General features: G+C 61.0%; 13 protein-coding genes. 3 read left to right on the forward strand and 10 right to left on the reverse strand.

Annotation, left to right across the window (positions count from 1 at the left end):
• Positions 1-301: 301 nt before the first annotated feature.
• The 9 genes from U9R81_RS09500 to U9R81_RS09540 form a co-directional block, all read right to left on the reverse strand.
• Positions 302-1,531, reverse strand: coding sequence for an anaerobic glycerol-3-phosphate dehydrogenase subunit C (locus U9R81_RS09500; RefSeq protein WP_322495241.1), 1,230 nt, complete (start codon positions 1,529-1,531; stop codon positions 302-304).
• Positions 1,532-1,587: 56 nt separating this feature from the next.
• Positions 1,588-2,826, reverse strand: a complete 1,239-nt coding sequence (glpB, locus tag U9R81_RS09505) for a glycerol-3-phosphate dehydrogenase subunit GlpB (protein WP_322495242.1) — start codon at positions 2,824-2,826, stop codon at positions 1,588-1,590.
• 24 nt (positions 2,827-2,850) lie between these two features.
• Positions 2,851-4,515, reverse strand: a complete 1,665-nt coding sequence (glpA, locus tag U9R81_RS09510) for an anaerobic glycerol-3-phosphate dehydrogenase subunit GlpA (RefSeq protein WP_322495243.1) — start codon at positions 4,513-4,515, stop codon at positions 2,851-2,853.
• 185 nt (positions 4,516-4,700) lie between these two features.
• Positions 4,701-6,197, reverse strand: coding sequence for a glycerol kinase GlpK (glpK, locus tag U9R81_RS09515; RefSeq protein ID WP_322495244.1), 1,497 nt, complete (start codon positions 6,195-6,197; stop codon positions 4,701-4,703).
• 46 nt (positions 6,198-6,243) lie between these two features.
• A complete protein-coding gene (gene dhaL, locus U9R81_RS09520) occupies positions 6,244-6,888 on the reverse strand; it encodes a dihydroxyacetone kinase subunit DhaL (RefSeq protein WP_322495245.1) in 645 nt (214 codons plus the stop codon).
• 59 nt (positions 6,889-6,947) lie between these two features.
• Positions 6,948-7,946, reverse strand: a complete 999-nt coding sequence (dhaK, locus tag U9R81_RS09525; RefSeq protein ID WP_322495246.1) for a dihydroxyacetone kinase subunit DhaK — start codon at positions 7,944-7,946, stop codon at positions 6,948-6,950.
• Between the two features lie 34 nt (positions 7,947-7,980).
• Entirely contained in the window at positions 7,981-8,715 is a 735-nt protein-coding gene (locus U9R81_RS09530) for an MIP/aquaporin family protein (protein WP_322495247.1), read from the reverse strand.
• A gap of 458 nt (positions 8,716-9,173) precedes the next feature.
• Entirely contained in the window at positions 9,174-11,051 is a 1,878-nt protein-coding gene (locus tag U9R81_RS09535; protein ID WP_322495248.1) for a sigma-54-dependent Fis family transcriptional regulator, read from the reverse strand.
• Positions 11,052-11,751: 700 nt separating this feature from the next.
• Positions 11,752-12,936 carry an acyl-CoA dehydrogenase family protein gene (locus tag U9R81_RS09540; RefSeq protein ID WP_322495249.1) on the reverse strand — a complete coding sequence of 395 codons (1,185 nt, stop codon included), beginning with the start codon at positions 12,934-12,936 and terminating at the stop codon, positions 11,752-11,754.
• A gap of 815 nt (positions 12,937-13,751) precedes the next feature.
• Between U9R81_RS09540 and mtnP the strand changes: the two genes are divergently transcribed.
• The 3 genes from mtnP (at position 13,752) to U9R81_RS09555 (ending at position 16,055) form a co-directional block, all read left to right on the forward strand.
• Positions 13,752-14,618, forward strand: coding sequence for an S-methyl-5'-thioadenosine phosphorylase (mtnP, locus tag U9R81_RS09545; protein ID WP_322495250.1), 867 nt, complete (start codon positions 13,752-13,754; stop codon positions 14,616-14,618).
• Between the two features lies 1 nt (position 14,619).
• Positions 14,620-15,381 carry a coenzyme F420-0:L-glutamate ligase gene (cofE, locus tag U9R81_RS09550; protein ID WP_322495251.1) on the forward strand — a complete coding sequence of 254 codons (762 nt, stop codon included), beginning with the start codon at positions 14,620-14,622 and terminating at the stop codon, positions 15,379-15,381.
• Between the two features lie 71 nt (positions 15,382-15,452).
• Positions 15,453-16,055, forward strand: coding sequence for a nitroreductase family protein (locus U9R81_RS09555; protein ID WP_322495252.1), 603 nt, complete (start codon positions 15,453-15,455; stop codon positions 16,053-16,055).
• Between the two features lie 7 nt (positions 16,056-16,062).
• On the opposite strand, the gene U9R81_RS09560 is transcribed toward U9R81_RS09555, so the two are convergent.
• Positions 16,063-16,980: an ABC transporter permease subunit gene (locus U9R81_RS09560; RefSeq protein WP_322495253.1), complete on the reverse strand. Its 918-nt coding sequence runs from the start codon at positions 16,978-16,980 to the stop codon at positions 16,063-16,065.
• Positions 16,981-17,075: the final 95 nt, after the last annotated feature.

Consider the following 17,075-nt stretch of genomic DNA (forward strand, 5'->3'; position numbering starts at 1 on the left):
CCCTTGCAATGACAAATGGCCCGTGTCATTGCGAGCCGCCGGAGGTGGCGAAGCAATCTCCTGCTTCGGCGGAGGTGATCCACTCAGGCACGTGTCCCGCTAAAGGGGGAGATTGCTTCGGTCGGGCGCTACCCAGCTTTGCTGGGTGCCGCCGCACCCTCGCAATGACAGAGGGGAGCGGAAGTGTTCCGCTCAGGCCTGTGTCGCGCTGACGGGGGAGATTGCTTCGGGGGCTGCGCCCCCTCGCAATGACCGACAGGTGCTGTCGCCTCCTTGTAATGACAGTATGGATGCAACAGTGTTACACCGATAGACCGTAGGCTTCAGCTAAGATTTCGATCGGATGGCGGGTAGCGACACCGGTTGCGCCGCTGATCTGCCAACGACAGGTCTCGCTGTCGCAGAGGGCGAGGTCTTGGCCGCTGGCGCGCACGAAGTCGAACAGGGGCTTGCCGACGTCCATTGCGATCTGATACTTCTCGCGCTTGATGCCGTAAGTACCAGCAATGCCACAGCATTCGGCCCGGCTCTCGCGCAGGCGCAAGCCGGGTACGAGCCCTAATACATCGAGTACGGGCCGGCCAATCCGGTGCGCCCGCAACTGGCATGGCGGGTGGTAAGGCAACTCGCGTTCGATTGGGCGGAAATCGGTGCGCAGGCGGCCCTGCTGGTACAGATCGCGCAAGAACTCGAAGATGTCGTAGGTGCCGGCAGCGACCGCGCGAATGTCGTCGCCGTGCAACCCCAGCAGCTCCGGCGCCTCTTCTTTCAGCGTGAGAGTGCAACTGGTGCTGGTGCCGACGATCGGGATGCCGGCGCGAGCGTAGGGCAAGAGTTGGGCGACGTTGTATTCGTGATGTCTCTGCGCCGCCGGAAAGTCGCCGTTCGAGAGCAATGGCAAGCCGCAGCAGCGTTGCGGCGGCACGATGACCTCAAATCCGAGGTGTTCGAGCACGGCAATCGCCGCCCTGCCAACGTGCGGTTCGTAGTAGTTGGTGCTGCACCCGTGGAAGTAAACAACCTGCGGTCGCCGGCCGTTGGTCGCCGGTTTGCGCCGTTTGAACCAACGCTGGAAGGTGTAGGTGCTGGCTTTGGGCAGCGGTGCGTGGCGATGAATGCCCATCACCCGTTCGATCATCCAGCGCGCCGGCGCGAAGTTAAGCGTGAAGTTGACCAGCGGCGCGTGCGGGCCGCTGCTGAGCCGCCCCACCAATCCTGAACGGGCGATAATCCGGTTGCGTAAGGGCATGCCGCGTTCGGCGACGATTTGGGCGCGGGCGCGAGCATTCAGCTCGGCGATGCGCACACCGGTCGGGCAGACTTGATTGCAGACCCGGCAACCCGAACAGTAATCAACCGAAGCATCAGGCGCCGGTTGGGCGGCGTGGCGGAAGCGTTGCGCTTGCGGCCCAACATATTTGGGGCCGGGGAAGGCATCGGTCACTGCCGCCACCGGGCAGGCTGAGGTGCAGATGTTGCATTTGATGCAGTGATCGAGTGATTGGGTGAGTGAGAGTTCGATATGATCCATAGGGATGATTCCTCTGCGAGTGGATGATGGAGCCGCACGGCCGTGCGGCTGTACATTCATGCCTGCCCGGCGGCCCAGCCGGTGGTGATGGCGGCCCCTTCGAGGCAGCCTTCGCGAATCGGATCGTAGCCAGCCAGCGCGCCGCCAACGACTTGCACGTTCTCGTACACTAGACGGCCTGCGGCGTCGAGCGGGCGCAGGCGCTGATCGACCCGCACCCCGGTTTGGAAGACGGGGTGGCCGTGCGCATTGAGAAACCGCGGCGCAAACCATCCAGCTCTGCCGTCAGGCGTTTGCAGCGGCAGGCCGAGCGCCGTTTCATGTAGATGGCCGTCGGGTGTGGCTCGCACGCCGCCGCCGAGAATGCCACCCGTGGCCAGCACCCAACGCCGGGCAGTGTGACGCTGCTCGCGGGCCGCCGCCTCGCTGAACACGGCGACGAGAGTGTCGCCAATGCGCTCGGCGCGTTGGACAAATCCACCCAATTGAATGCGACCGCCTAACCGCAGCAATTCATCCTCGAGAATCTGATACAACCGTATACCGGCCACCGAAACCGGTAAGGTGGGGATTTCGAAGATCAATGCGCCGGCCCGGTTTTGTAGATCGCGTACTACCTCGGTGGCATGCCTGAGACCGAGGATGGCCGGCAGGCCGATGCGGGCATAACCGCCTTTTCGCACATGGGTGGCCAATTGCTCGCCAAGATTGGCACGGAATGCCGGTTGTTCGCACAAGCGGGCTAACATCACCGGGCTGAAATCGTGCTGGCGCTGCGTCGGTGGCAGCGCCAACTGTGCCGCTTCTGCAGCGATGCCTTGCGCGCGCAGGTTAGCGGAGATCAGTGGCGGGAAGAAGTCGCGCAGCTCGGCAAAGCCGGCAATGAGGGTGGGCCGGCCATCACGCAGTTGGCGGGCATCGCCGGCGATCATCGTGGCCGGTGCGAAAGCGGTAGGGCGCAGCGCCCCTAGCGCCGTCGGCAAGAGCAGGTTACGGTTGAGATTGCCGGCGAATGGGTAGCCGGCGGCTTCGCCGATCGCGCGGATGCGGGCAATTCCCTGCTCGATCATTGTTGGGCCAGCTAAGACGTAGGGGTGATGAGGGTGTTGGATCGCCAACTGGGCAATCCCGGCCAGCGGGTCATCCACATCGGCAAGCAGATCGATGCAGCCGGTTGACCAATGGGTCGCACCGTGGCCTTTGGCCAGCACCAGCACCTTCTCGCCGCGTTCGGCGCGGCCAATCGCAGCCAGCATCCCGCTGAGACCGGCGCCGATCACAATCGTATCGTACATAAACACTCTCCCGGCGGGCTACGCCTACACATACTCGGTTGCGATCGCGGGATGCTGCGTCACCAACCCGCCTCCCGGCGCGGCCAGCGCACGCAAGCGGTGAATGCCCAACACGCCGGCGTAAATCAGCTCGTCGAGACGGGCCTGCCGCAACTGGTCGCCCCACAGCACCGGCGTCAATCCCTTCCACCGCTCTTGAAGGAAATGCAAGATCGCTTCGTTGGCGTGGGTATGGCTGAGGCCATCGGCACAGCGCCGCTCGTAGAGCAGGTTAGCCGTACGGTAAATGCACCAGCCGCCTTGACATGGCCCCATCCCCATGCGCACATCGCGCCGGATATCGTCAAGGTTCTGCACGCCAGCGTCGATCGCCGCCACGATCCGGTCACGGGTCACTAATTCGCATTCGCAAATCAGATCACCGGCGGCATGCTCACTCTCGACCAACGCCAGCGGCTTGCCCAGCCAGTAGTGCGGCGTTTGAGCTGCCGGATCGGGTGACACCGTCACCATCGCGTGGGCGCGGTGCTCGAAGCGCGGCACCGGCAGAACCTCGCTCGCCGTGCGGCACGGTTGGGTATTGCCCAAGCGGCGGGCTAGCTCGTTGACCGTCTGTTCGGCCATGAGGCGGTAGGTTGTCCACTTGCCGCCGACAATCGAAAGAATGCCGCTGACGCCATCACGCTCTTCATGATCGAGCAACTTGAACGTGCGGGGAATATCGCGGTCACTAGCGACATCTTTATCTTTATAGAGCGGGCGCACGCCGGCCCATGCTCTGAGGGCGCGATACTGGCGGAAACCGGGGATCAGCTTCTCGCCCTCATCCAGCATAAACTGGATCTCTTCCGGCTCGATCCCAAACACATCAGGATCGGGGACATGCACATCAGTGGTGCCGATCACGGCAACTGTGTGGATGGGCACAATAATGTCGCCATCGGAGGGCAGTTTACAGCGATTAACGACCGTATTGACCATCCGGTGGTTCATAGCCACCATGGTGCCCTTGCCGGGCACGACCGTCACCGTCACACCGGCCATTGCTGCGATCTTGCCGGCCCATGCGCCGGCGGCGTTGAGCACGTAGGCGCAATCGATCTGGATCCGCTCGCCGCTGCGCAAATCTTCGACAATTGCCCCCACTACCCGGTCACCTACCCGTACCAGATCGACCACATTGTGATAGGTGCGGATGTCAGCGCCATACTCGCGAGCGGCCAGCGCCACCGAATGGGTAGCGAGAAATGAGTCAGCCGAAGCATCATGCACCTCAAACACGCGCGAAATGCGCGGATTGAGGGCCGGTTCGCGGCGGAGCATCTCGGTGATGCTGATCTCTTGCACCGGCACGCCGGTACGGTGGCAATTGGCCACAAACACATCGCCGTAGCTTTCATCATCCCATGGCGTAATCACGAAAAAGCCAGAGGTCTGCTCGATGCAGTGGGGCATAATCCGGCGCAGGATGGCATTTTCGCGAGCGCATTCAGTGGCCGATTGCGGGTCTTTGGTCACATATCTCCCGCCGGAATGGAGCAGGCCGTGGTAGCGACCGGTGGTGCCGTGGGTTAAATCACCCTTCTCGACGAGGATGCAGCGAAGGCCGCGCATCGCTAGATCGAGCGCACAGCCGGTACCGGTCGCACCACCGCCGATCACCAACACGTCGGTGGAGAGCGTTTGCATACTGATCTCCTAACAGGCAACAAGACCGGCAGGATTGCTCCCGCCGGTCTTGCCGCATTGAACAGACACTGTCGCACAGGACGGGCGGTACATAACCGATGACGGTATCATAACACCATCGCGCGGGTTACGCACCGCTACGCATGCACCAAGCTGCTTGGCGGCGTTGCGTGCATCGAGCGAAATTACTCCACCCAATCGAAGGTGCGGGTCACGGCCTTCTTCCAACCGCGATAGAGGCGAGCGCGGGTCTCTTCATCCATCTGCGGCGTCCACGTATGATCGACACCCCAGTTGGCCCGCATCTCGTCGGTGCTCGACCAGAAGCCGACGGCGAGGCCGGCGGCATAGGCTGCGCCGAGCGAGGTGGTTTCAGCCACCTTGGGCCGGATCACCGGCACACCGAGGATGTCAGCTTGGAACTGCATCAAGGTGTTATTGTAGACCATCCCGCCATCGACCTTGAGTGCGGTCAGCTTCACCCCCGAATCCTGCTCCATTGCATCGAGCACTTCGCGGGTTTGATAGGCGGTCGCTTCGAGTACGGCCCGGGCAAGGTGGCCCTTGGTGACGTACCGGGTCAAACCCACAATCACGCCGCGAGCGTCCGAGCGCCAGTACGGTGCGAACAGACCAGAGAAGGCGGGCACGAAATAGATGCCGCCGTTATCTTCAACCAGATTAGCCAGCGCCTCGACCTCAGCCGACGAGGTAATCAGGCCAAGGTTATCGCGCAGCCACTGCACGAGCGCGCCGGTAATCGCGATTGAACCTTCGAGTGCGTAGATGGCGGGCTGGTTGCCAAACTGATAGCAGACGGTCGTTAGCAGACCGCTCTTTGACGGCACAATCTTGGCGCCGGTGTTGAGCAGCATAAACGAACCGGTGCCGTAGGTGTTCTTCGCCTCACCGGGATCGAAGCAGGTCTGGCCGACCATAGCCGCCTGCTGATCGCCGAGGATGCCGGCCACCGGCACGCCAGCCAAATCGCCGGTTGCCGTGCCATAGACCATACTCGACGGCATAATCTTGGGCAGCATCTGGCGCGGAATGCCCATAATGCCAAGGATCTCGTCATCCCAATCAAGGGTTTCGAGATTCATCAACATTGTGCGCGAGGCATTGGTCACGTCGGTAACGTGAACGCCGCCGTTGGGGCCGCCGGTGAGCCACCACGTCAAGAAGGTATCAATGTTGCCGAAGATGACATCGCCGGCCTCCGCCGCCTCGCGCGCGCTGGGCACATTATCGAGGATCCAGCGGATCTTGGGTCCAGAGAAATAGGTTGCTAGCGGCAAGCCGACCTTAGCGCGGAAGCGATCTTGGCCGCCGTCAGCCGCCAATTCGTTGCAAATCTGGTCGGTGCGGGTGTCTTGCCAGACGATTGCATTATAGACTGGGCGGCCCGTCTTGCGATTCCAGACCACCGTCGTCTCGCGCTGGTTGGTGATGCCAACCGCGACAATATCGCCGGTGCTGATCCCTCCCTTATTGAGCGCGCCGCGGATCACGCTCTGGGTGCGCTCCCAAATCTCATCGGGGCTATGTTCAACCCAGCCGGGGCGGGGATAAATCTGCTCGTGCTCTTTCTGGTCGTAGCAGACCACATTGCCACTGTGGTCAAAAATCATACAGCGGGTGCTGGTCGTTCCCTGATCAATTGCAGCGGCATACTTTGCCATGAGCACAGACTCCTTTGTCTCCAAGCATGCCAATCGGCATGCGAACTTATCCTTGAGCGACGCGTTCGAGGGTAGCGAGCATCGCCTGCGCCATCAGGAACGCAGATGCTGCTCCCGGATCGCGGTGGCCAATCGAGCGTTCACCGAGGTACGACGCGCGGCCTTTCGTCGCCAGCATTGGTTCAGTTGCGATCATGCCCTGTTCGCAAGCGGCAACTGCGGCGCGCATAGCCGTCAGCAGATCACCGCTTGCTGCATACTGTTCTTTCAGCGCATCGATCGCAGGCGCGATCGCATCGATCATCGTCTTTTCGCCGCGGGTTGCCTTACCGCGTGTTTGGATGCCTTCGAGGGCGGCGCTGAGCGCAGCGATCAGCTCTTCGGCGCCGATCGTGGCCCGGTCGCCGATCGCAGTACCGGCGCGGAGAAAGGCGGTGCCGTAGAGGGGGCCACTAGCCCCGCCAACGGTCGAGATCAGCGTCATGCCAGTTAATTTCAGCAAACCACTGATACTGCGGTCGGTCGCCGTGGGCAGTTTGCTCATCACCGTACTAAAACCGCGGTCGAGATTCACCCCGTGGTCGGCATCGCCAATCGCCGCATCGAGCTGTGTTAAATACTTACGCTGCTCTTTAACCTGTTCGGCAACCAGTTGGAGAAAGCTTGTAACATGATCGGCGGTGATCTGCATGGTTCCTCTGTGTCAGTCTGGCGGCGGGGCAGTGCGCCCCGCCGTGGTCTTCCACTTGCTTACATACCCCAGCGCAAGGCAGGCGTATGTACGGGCGCATCCCAAAGCTTGATCATCTCGTCATCGAGGCGGAGCAACGTGAAGCTAACGCCAGCCATCTCAAGTGAGGTAATGTAATTGCCCACCAACGAACGAGCGATGGTGATGTTGCGATCCTTGAGGATGCGCGCTAACTCATTGTACATCAAGTAGAGTTCGATCAGTGGCGTGCCACCCATACCGTTGACGAAGGCGAGCACGGCATCACCGCTCTGGAAGGGCAGGTCGTCGAGGATCGGGCCGGCTAGCATCTCGGCGATGTCACGGGCAGGAGCCAGCTTCTCGCGGCGGCGGCCCGGCTCGCCATGGATGCCGATGCCAACCTCCATCTCGTCTTCGGCCAGCTCAAAGCCCGGCTTGCCGGCCTGCGGCACCGTACACGGCGTCAGCGCCATGCCCATGCTTCGTCCGTTGGCATTTACCCGCTCGGCAATCGCCTTGCAGGTCGTCAAGTCAGCACCAGCTTCAGCAGCGGCACCGACAATCTTCTCGAGCAGCACTGTCACACCGACCCCGCGGCGGCCCGCCGTCCATGTGCTATTCTCTACCGCCACATCGTCATTCGTCACTACACTGGCTACCTCGATCCCCTCGGCAGCGGCCAATTCGGCAGCCATCTCGAAGTTCATCACGTCGCCGGTATAGTTTTTGACAACATGCAGCACACCCTTGCCGCCATTGACCGCCTTGGTTGCGGCCAGCATCTGATCGGGCACCGGTGAGGTAAAGACCGCGCCGGGGCAGGCGGCATCGAGCATACCGTAGCCGACAAACCCGCCGTGCATCGGTTCGTGACCCGAACCGCCGCCCGAGATCACGCCGACCTTGTTATGCGGCGCGCCCTTGCGCACGATATAATCGGGGTCGAAATGCACATCAATTAGGTCAGCGTGAGCGATCGCCATCCCGGCCAGCGCCTCTTTAACGACGTTCTCCGGTGCGTTGATCAACTTCTTCACAGGTTTCCTCCCTTGAAGCGATGACTGCTAACCGTTACATGCCAAGCGCATTCGCCAGCAGGGCTGCGATCGAGCCGCCGATGATCGGACCAACCACTGGCACCCACGAATAGCCCCAATTGCTGTCGCCCTTGCCGGCGATCGGCAACACGAAGTGGGCAATGCGCGGGCCAAGGTCGCGAGCAGGGTTAATGGCATATCCGGTCGGGCCGCCAAGCGACAGACCGATACCCCAAACCAAGGCCGCCACTAAATACGGGCCAAGCCCGCTGGCAGGGCTGCCACCGGTAGCGCCATCGGCGCTGAAGATGGCGAAGATAATGAAGACCAGCGCGAAGGTGCCGATCACTTCGGTAATGATGTTGTTCACCGGATTATTGATCGCCGGGCCGGTGCTGAAACAGGCCAGCTTGAGGCCGGGGTCTTTGGTGACTTCCCAGTGCGAGAGGTAGGTCAGCCAGACGAGGGTTGCGCCAATGAACGCGCCAATGAACTGGGCGACAATGTGCATCACTGCGGTGCCAACATCATAGCCGCCGCGCAGCATCACCGCGATCGTCACCGCCGGATTGAGGTCAGCGCCGGGGCTGCCAAGCGCCGAAGCGGTAAAAACGCCAGACATCACTGCGAAGGCCCAGCCGGTGGTAATCACGATCCAGCCGCCGCCATTCCCTTTCGATTGCGTCAGCAATACATTGGCCACGACGCCATTGCCAAACAGAATCAGCACCATGGTGCCAAACACTTCGCCCAGAAAGGACGCAGGCATAGAGGGTCTCCTCCTTGCAACACAAACGGAACCAGTTCTTGCGAATCAACCTTGATCCAGCGTTCAAGCAGAGAACGTGATGCGCGCCAATTGTAGTGAACAGTGATCGATCACAACAGGCTTGCACGCGCAACGTGGCGTGCCGGCGCATCTGAACTGGGCGTGCGCGCCATCTGCGCTATCGACAGTATGCGGCGACCCGCCCTGCGCACCTCCTTTCTCAATGCTCTCTATGAGTGACACGATGCATTGCACCGTGCAATGCACAAACGTTTCCTGCCAAGCGCTGTCGTGCGCTAGCTATCACGTTCTGGCTGCAGACGGGATTCCATTACCCCTCTTTGTTTCGTTGTTGGGTCGTGATCCCTGTAGTTGGTATCGTAGCAAAGTGGATGAAAGAACGTCAAGCTGTGCAGGGGCTGTGTAGCATGCAAAAGTGTTTCAATATTGAAACGTCGTTACAGGGTGAGATCATCGCGTGAAATGTGATAGCGATTCATCTTCCGCCAAAGGGTAGCCCGGCTAATCCCCAACAAGGCTGCTGCCCGGCCTAAGCGCCCACCAGCGGTGCGGATGGCGCGGACAATCGCGTCGCGTTCGCTCAACTCTTGCGCTTCCGCCAGTCGCGGGCTATCCGCCATCGTTAACGGCGTCGCATGGCGAGCAATCGCCGGCGGCAAATCGTTGACGGTCAAGACGCTCTTGGCGCTGGTTTGCGCCATCCGTTCCAGCACCACTTCCAATTCGCGCACATTGCCCGGCCACGGGTACGCTCGCAACGCAGCGAGCGCATCAGGATCAAGCGCTACCGGACGGCCCAGTTGTTCGCTAAGCCGTTGCACCATTTGGTTGGCGAGCAAAATGACATCATTGCCACGCTGGCGCAGGGGTGGAATGTCAACGATAAACGCGCTCAACCGGGCATACAGATCGGCGCGGAAACGACCCTCTTGCACCAGTTGTTCGAGATCATGGCCAGCGACGATCATTCTGACATCGATCGAGACAGAGCGCACGCCGCCTGAGCGGATCAGCCGCCCCATCTCGATGGCGCGAAGCAAACTGGTTTGTTGATCAAACGAGAGCGCATCAATCGCTTCGAGATAGATAACGCCGCCATAAGCCAGTTCGAGCTTGCCCGGACGGCCCGGTTGCCGGTCGGTTCCCTCAACCCCGAACAGTTCGCTATCAAGCAGTTGGCGTGGGATGGCAGCGCATGAAATTCGCACAAAGGGGCCGCCGGCGCGGTTACTGGCATTGTGGATCGCTTGGGCAAAGATCTCTTTGCCAACACCGGCTTCGCCGCGCAACAGCACTGCGCCGCGACCGGCTGCGGCAAGCCGCGCCTGCCGCAGCGCTTGCCGCATACTCTCACTCTGGCCAATGATATCGCGAAACGTAAACGTGGCTTGCGCGCCGACCACTTGTTGCACCAGTTGGCGCACACTCTCAGTTGGCCGTAAGGTAATGACGCTGCCCAAATACCGCCGGCTGCGATCCCAAACCGGGCGCACGCCGCAGATGACCGCTTGGGCGCCATTCGGCGTCTGCCAGATCACTTCTTGTTCGTCGAGGGTGTTGAGGTTATGAAGCGCTGTCGCAATGACCGGCGGCACCGCGATGACGCTACTCAGCGGGCGACCGGCGGCTGACCGCACATTGATGTCAAGAATATTCGCCACCCGCCGACTCAGCCGGCGGATCTCACCGTTCGGCCCTACAAAGATCAGCCCTTCGTTGATCGTATCAAGGGTTGCATACAGTTCGCTCAGTTGGTCGTTAGCCTCGTTGAGCAGCCGTTCGGCGCGGAGTTGGCTGTGCAACGCCTGCGCTGCGGCAATTACCATCCCAAGCGCATAAGGATGGTGTGCTTCAGCGAGAGTAAGGATGGCCAGCGCTCCTAACGCCTTGCCATCAGGGCTGAAGATCGGGGCTGCCGCCAGTGCAAACGGCTGCAACCAATTGCAGTAGTGCTCGTCGCCGCCGGTCTGGTAAGGCAATGCTTCGCGCAGCGCCAAATCGACCGCGTTCGTGCCGGCAACCTCTTCCGTCAAGCTAATGCCATATCTGATCCCATGTTGCTGCGCTTGATCGATAATCTCACTATCGCCGGCAAGGTCGATGATCGTACCCTGCTCGTCGCATATCACAACCGCAAAACCGGGGTGCTCGCTAAGCTGGTAGAGATCCTCGATCGATGAGCGGGCCAGTGCTTGCAGATGGCTCCACACTGCTAGATTGACCGGCCCTTTCTGCGGCGGACAGGCCGGATCAAGGCTACGCGCTTGGCAGCGCGCCCATGACCGCTGAATTGGCGGGAGTGAAGATGTTGGCATTGCGTACCTCGCAGATCGCCCGGTTATTGCTATTATACGCGAAGGTCCCTTTTGGCAGGCGAAATGTCTGAGCGGGTGGCTCCCGTGCTCGCGGGGGATTGCTTCGCCGCCTCCGGCAGCTCGCAATGACAGGGGCTATTTGTCATTGCGAGGGGGCGTAGCCCCCGAAGCAATCTCCCGCTTCGGCGGAACGAGTGCCTGAGGGGTTGCCTCCCGTGCTCGCGGGGGATTGCTTCGCTCCGCTGCGCTGCGCTCGCAATGACAGAGGGTAAATGGCCCCCACCCCAGCCCTCCCCCGCTGGGGGAGGGAGGCAGAGAGAAGGGTGGCTGAGCGGGTGGCTGCCGTGCATGCGGGGCATCGCATTGCGATGCCCCTACATGCGGCGCGCAATGACAGGAGGGAGATGGCCCCCACCCCAGCCTTCCCCCGCTGGGGGAGGGAGTCATAGGTAAGGAGGCCTGAGGAGTTGCTCCCGCACTCGCGGGGGATTGCTTCGCCGCCTCCGGCAGCTCGCAATGACAGGGGCTATTTGCCATTGCGAGGGAGCGGTGCGACCCAGCGCGGCTGGGTCGCGCCCGACCGAAGCAATCTCCCACTTCAGCGGAATAAGTGCCTGAGCGGGTTGTTCCTCTTGTCAGTGGCGTGCAGCAGCTTGGCTGCCGCACGCCCTGAGGCAGTCTCGTGTGGTGCGTATGTGCGCTACACAAACGCGGCAATCCCAGTAATCTCACGCCCGACGACCAACGTATTGATCTCGTTGGTGCCCTCGTAGGTATAGACGGCTTCGATGTCGGCGAAGTGGCGGGCAATGTGCCGGTCGAGCAAGATGCCATTGCCGCCAAGCACTTCGCGGCCTAGCGCCACAATCTGGCGCGCCTTGCCGGCGCAGTATTGCTTGGCCAGCGAGGCCATGCCCTCAGTGATCTGGCTTTCATCTTCATCGCGGAGCTTGCTCAGCCGCCACGCCATTAACTGAATCGCCGTTAAATCACCGAGCATCTGCACCAGCTTCTGCTGCACCAATTGAAAGCCGGCGATTGGGCGGCCAAACTGTTCGCGCTGCAAGGTGTAATCGAGGGCGAGTTCGTACGCGGCCTGCGCGTGCCCAACCGCTTCCCATGCCACACCATAGCGGGTGTTTTTGAGGATATTGGCCGTATCGCGGAACGAGCGGGCCAGCGGCAAGCGATTCACTTCGGGCACGAAGACGTTATCTAGCTTGATGTCGGCGTTGATCACCGAACGTTTGGCGATCTTGCCCTCGATCTTGGTCGCCTGATAGCCCGGCGTGCCCTTTTCGACCAGAAAGCCGCCAATCCGCCCGGTCTCTTCATCTTTTGCCCAAACCACAATCACATCGGCAAAGGTGGCGTTGCCGATCCAGCGCTTTTCGCCATTGAGCAGGTAGCCGCCATCGACCCGCTTGGCGGTGGTGCGAATGTGTGCCGCATCAGAGCCGACATGCGGTTCGGTAAGGGCAAACGCGCCAATTTTTTCCAGCCGGGCCATCGCCGGCAACCAACGTTGCTTCTGCTCTTCCGAACCGCAGGTGGCAATCGCACCCATTGCCAAGCCGCTGGTGACGCCGACAAATGTGCCCACGCTGCCGTCGCCGCGGGCAAGTTCGGCGGCGATCAGCCCAACTTCGACGCTGGTGAATCCCGGACAGCCGTACCCCTGAATGGTGCCGCCAACGATGCCAAGCTCGGCGATGCGCGGGATCAGCTCGAACGGGAATTCGGCCCGCTCCCAGTAGTCGTTGATGATCGGCAGCACATGCTCGTTGCAAAATGCGCGCACTTTATCGCGAAGCGCGCGCTCACGCGGGGTGAGCAGATCGTCGAAATGGAAAATGTCAATCCCGCGCTCACTTGCGATCGTCATTGGTCGTCTCCTAATAGATAGATTAAAATTATGACGCACTGCGTAATGAATTATACGACATCTTAGAGCGAGAGGTTCGTAGCATAGCCGCAACAAGACCGGCTCATTGCTTCGCTGTGCGGAGCGCGGTTTGCAATGACAGTCAGGGTAGTGGGGCGTGTATGGGGTCAAGCAAAAGCCGCAAAGAAAGCCAAGGCGGTCAACGCCAAGCCGCCAAGGGTGCAGGGGCGCAGCGATTTTGAACGCAAAGACTCGAAGGACGCAGAGAGCGCAAAGGGGTTGGGCGCCCTCACCCCCAACCCCGCTCCCGCGCCGCGGGAGCGGGGCGCTACTGCGTGTCGCTCAAGCGATGCCTCACCCACCCATAGCGCGGCTCCCCCTCATCCGCTGTCAGGGGGGAGAGGGGGCCGGGGGGTGAGGGCTAGCCCGCGCAGCGGGCTTTGTAGCCCTAGGCCGGCCCTTGAGGGCCGGGTGATACGGCGTGGCGCTTGGTTTCCTCCACCCCCGTCCCCTCGCCCGCCGTCAGGGGGAGAGGGGGCCGGGGGGTGAGGGCGTCAACGCAACGCCGCAAAGCGAGCAAAGGGCGCAGAGGTTTTTGGGATGGTGGTCATCCTCCGCGTCCTCCGCGCTCTCTGCGGTAAAAAAGCCACGAAAAGCCACAAGAGGCACAAAAACGTACGATTTTTGCACCTTTTGTGTATCTTTGTGGCTATTCCTACCGGCTCAGTGTGTCCCCTTTCCCCCCTTTGCCTATTCCCCGCCACCTACGGTATACTGCATAGTGGCGTAGTCTTCTGAACTAAGGAGCACTGGCTATGAGCAGCGCAATGATCGGTGTAATCGGCGGCAGCGGGCTGTATGCAATGCCTGATCTCAAAAACCCGGAAGAGGTGCGCCTGACGACGCCGTTTGGCGATCCGAGCGATGCGTTTATCATCGGTGAATTGGAAGGCCGGCGGGTAGCGTTTTTGCCCCGTCACGGGCGCGGCCATCGCCTCAATCCCAGCGAAGTGCCGGCGCGGGCCAATATCTATGCCTTTAAGCTGTTGGGCGTGCGGGCGCTGATCTCGGTTAGCGCGGTCGGTTCGCTGCGCGAAGATTACGCTCCCGGTCACGCGGTTATTCCCGATCAAATTTTCGATCGCACCAAGGGCATCCGGCCCGCTACCTTCTTTGAGGGTGGCGTCGTGGCTCACGTGGGCTTCGACCGGCCCTTCTGCCCGCACCTGAGCAATATTCTCTTGCACGCGGCGCAAACCGCTGGCGCGGTGGTGCATCAGGGTGGGACGCTGGTGGTGATGGAGGGGCCGCAGTTTTCGACCAAGGCTGAGAGTGAGGAAAATCGCCGCCGCGGCCATAGCTTGATCGGGATGACAGCGCTGCCCGAAGCTAAGCTGGCCCGTGAGGCCGAGATTGCCTATGCTACGCTGGCGATGGTGACTGATTACGATGTCTGGCATCCCGAACACGATGCGGTGACGGTTGAGCAAGTGATTCGGGTGCTGAATGCGAATGTGGCCCTCTCGCAGCAGATTGTGCGCTTGGCGGTGGCTCAGATCGATGAGAACTTTACCAGTCCGGCCCACGATGCGCTGCGCCATGCGATTATTACCCATCCTGATTATATTCCCGCCGCCGTCAAAGAGCGGTTAGCGCCGATTGCCGGCCGGTATTGGTCGTAAGATGACATCCCAATCTGAGATTCGGATTATCCCGTTGCGTGGCATTGGCGAGGTGCGGCCGGGTGATGATCTGGCCGCCATTCTCGCCGCGGCGATCGATGACATTGGCGGATTAGTCGCCGGTGATATTCTGGTTGTCACCCAGAAGATCGTCTCGAAGGCCGAGGGCCGGCTGGTTGATCCGGCTACGATTGAGCCGTCGCCGTTTGCCCATCAGATTGCTCGCACCGCCAAAAAAGACGCCCATTATCAAGAGGTGGTCTTGCGCGAAAGCAAGCGTATCGTCAAGATGGCGAACGGCGTGCTCATTACCGAAACCCATCACGGGTTTGTTTGCGCCAACAGCGGGGTTGATGAGTCGAACGTCGATGGCGGGAGAAGGTTGGCGTTGCTGCCGGTTGATCCTGACGCCAGCGCCGCTGCGTTGCGCGCCGCTTTGGCTGCTCGCTACGATCACGCGCCAGCGGTGATCATTACCGATACCTTTGGCCGGCCATGGCGCGAAGGGCAGGTTAATGTCGCGATTGGCGTTGCCGGCATTGCCCCGCTGCGCGATTTCGCCGGCGTTGATGACTCCTACGGCTATACGATGCAGGCGACGTTGATCGCCGTCGCCGATGAGCTGGCCGCTGCCGCTGAGCTGGTGATGGGCAAGATCGATCGCGTGCCGGCGGCGCTGGTGCGCGGCTACCAGTACCAATCGAGCGAGACGGCCTCTGTGCGCCAGTTGATCCGCGATCCTCGGTTTGATCTGTTCCGGTGACGTTCTTGGTGATGGACCAGAAGACGCGGAGGATATGTGCGAGACCTCTGTGTTCTCTGTGGTGAAAAACTATGGACTTTTTGACGCTGGCCCAAACCCGCCGCACTGTGCGCGCCTTTTTGCCCGACCCGCCGCCACGATCCGCCATCGAACAGATCCTCACCGCCGCCAGTTGGGCGCCATCGCCCCACGGTCGCCAGCCGTGGCGGTTTGTGGTGGTTGAGTCGGCTGAACGCAAAGCGGCCTTGGCTGAGGCGATGGGTAAGGCGTGGCGCTACCACCTCAGTCTCGACGGTCACGATCCAGCGACGATTGAACAGCGGCTGCACCGCTCACGCGAGCGGGTGCTTAATGCGCCAGTGATCATTATTCCCTGCCTCTATCTGAACGATCTTGATGTCTATCCCGATCCCGACCGGCAGGCTTCCGAGACGACGATGGCCATTCAGAGTTTGGGGTGCGCGGTGCAAAATATGCTCTTGGCGGCATTTGCGTTGGGGTTGGCGGCGGGTTGGATGTGCGCGCCCTTGTTTGCGCCGGCGGCAGTGCGGGCCGCGCTCGCACTGACCGATGATTTACACCCGCAGGCGCTGATTCCGATTGGCTATCTGGCCCAAGAACCGAAACGCCGTCCGCGCCGGCCATTGAGCGAGTTGGTGGTCGGGTGGATGTGACCGCGCGTTACGATGCCCCGCCAATATCTTGCCGGCTGAGCGTGCGGTAGGCGCTGTAGCCAAAGATCGCGCTGTAGACGACGATCACGATGATTGCATGCCATTGCGACGGCAGCAGGTTGAGATCGAGCGCCGAGGTCAGCACACTCTGATCCAGCCCAAACATCCGGCTGTTTTCGACCAACAGCCGGTTGATGTTTGGTTGCAGCAAGAGATTGACCAGCGTGCGGATCAGCGGATCGACCGCGCCGATCGTGTTGAGCGAGCCGGCGCTAACATCGAAGGCGAGGAAGATCAAGCCGCCGCCGACCCCAGCAATCACCGAGCGACCGAAGATGGCGCTGGCAGCGGCGATCAGCGTGTAAGGCAGCATTACCAATAACGCTCGCAACATCCCAACCGGCAGCAAGAGCAGGTCAACTGCACTGAGCTGCTGCGGCAAGCCGAGTATGCTGCTAAAGAGCAGCGCGAGCAAGACGCCAACAATCAGCGTGATGACCATCGCCGCTAGCAGAGCGAGTTGCAACGCTACCAATTTGGCCAACAAGTATGCGCCACGGTTGGGGGCGCGGGTGAGCAAGACGCGCAACGTGCCCCAATTAAAATCGCTGCCAAAGATTCCTGCGGTCAAGATCACTGCCAGAATGCCGCCGGTGCCGTTGATCGCGCTCAGCATCGCGCCAAATACGCCGGGCAAGCTGAGTTGGCGCTTAATCTGTTCGATCGCCGCCGCGCTGAGCAAGCCAAACGTCACTTCGCCGCCGCTGAAGGTTCCTTCCTGCAACGCCACCACCAAAAACCAGAGTGTCTGTTGCAAGATGGTCAGCGCCAAAAAAATGCCCAGCAGCAAGAAAGCCATAGGCCGGCGCGCGATCTTTATCCATTCGGCAGCCAGCAGGTTGGTGAACATCGTGCGGGTGTCCACGGTTGGATGCCTTTCGGGTGAGAGCTAGCTGATCCGACTATCGTAAGCCCAGATCTCTCTGGCGGAGCCGTTTGGCGTGCGGCAGTTTCACTGCC

The organism is Chloroflexus sp., assembly GCF_034435895.1.
Lineage (GTDB): Bacteria > Chloroflexota > Chloroflexia > Chloroflexales > Chloroflexaceae > Chloroflexus.